The 1,075-nt window shown below is 59.0% G+C and carries 1 protein-coding gene; it reads left to right on the forward strand.

The window, feature by feature from the left end; genetic code table 11:
• Positions 1–1,075: sigma-70 family RNA polymerase sigma factor (locus ACIOUG_RS18895; RefSeq protein WP_401067658.1), on the forward strand; the 1,075-nt coding region annotated here is incomplete at both ends.

The raw sequence follows: 1,075 nt of genomic DNA on the forward strand, positions 1-1,075 counted from the left end.
CACAGACCCAGTGCGCATGTACATGCGTGAAATGGGTACGGTCGAGCTTCTGACTCGTGAAGGCGAAATCGAAATCGCCAAACGGATCGAAGAAGGCATCCGTGAAGTGATGAGCGCAATCGCGCACTTCCCTGGCACGGTTGACCACATTCTCTCCGAGTACACTCGCGTCACCACCGAAGGTGGTCGCCTGTCCGACGTTTTGAGCGGTTACATCGACCCGGACGACGGCATTGCGCCGCCGGCTGCCGAAGTGCCACCGCCGATCGACGCGAAAGCCGCCAAGGCTGACGACGATACCGACGACGATGACGCTGAAGCTTCGGATGACGAAGAAGAAGCCGAAAGCGGTCCGGATCCGGTCATCGCTGCCCAGCGTTTCGGCGCTGTGTCCGATCAGATGGAAATCACCCGCAAGGCCCTGAAAAAGCACGGTCGTCACAACAAGGCAGCGATTGCCGAGTTGCTGGCCCTGGCCGAGCTGTTCATGCCGATCAAACTGGTGCCGAAGCAATTCGAAGCCCTGGTCGAGCGTGTTCGCAGTGCCCTGGATCGTCTGCGTCAGCAAGAGCGCGCGATCATGCAGTTGTGCGTACGTGATGCACGTATGCCACGCGCCGACTTCCTGCGTCAGTTCCCGGGCAATGAAGTCGACGAAAGCTGGTCCGACGCCCTGGCCAAAGGCAAGAGCAAATACGCCGAAGCCATTGGTCGTGTACAGCCGGACATCATCCGTTGCCAGCAGAAACTGATCGCGCTGGAAACCGAGACCGGTCTGACCATCGCTGAAATCAAGGACATCAACCGTCGCATGTCGATCGGTGAGGCCAAGGCCCGCCGCGCGAAGAAAGAGATGGTTGAAGCCAACTTGCGTCTGGTGATCTCGATCGCCAAGAAGTACACCAACCGCGGCCTGCAATTCCTCGATCTGATCCAGGAAGGCAACATCGGTCTGATGAAAGCGGTAGACAAGTTCGAATACCGCCGCGGCTACAAGTTCTCGACGTACGCCACCTGGTGGATCCGTCAGGCTATCACCCGCTCCATCGCCGACCAGGCGCGCACCATCCGTATC

Source organism: Pseudomonas sp. NPDC087803 (assembly GCF_044742995.1).
Lineage (GTDB): Bacteria > Pseudomonadota > Gammaproteobacteria > Pseudomonadales > Pseudomonadaceae > Aquipseudomonas.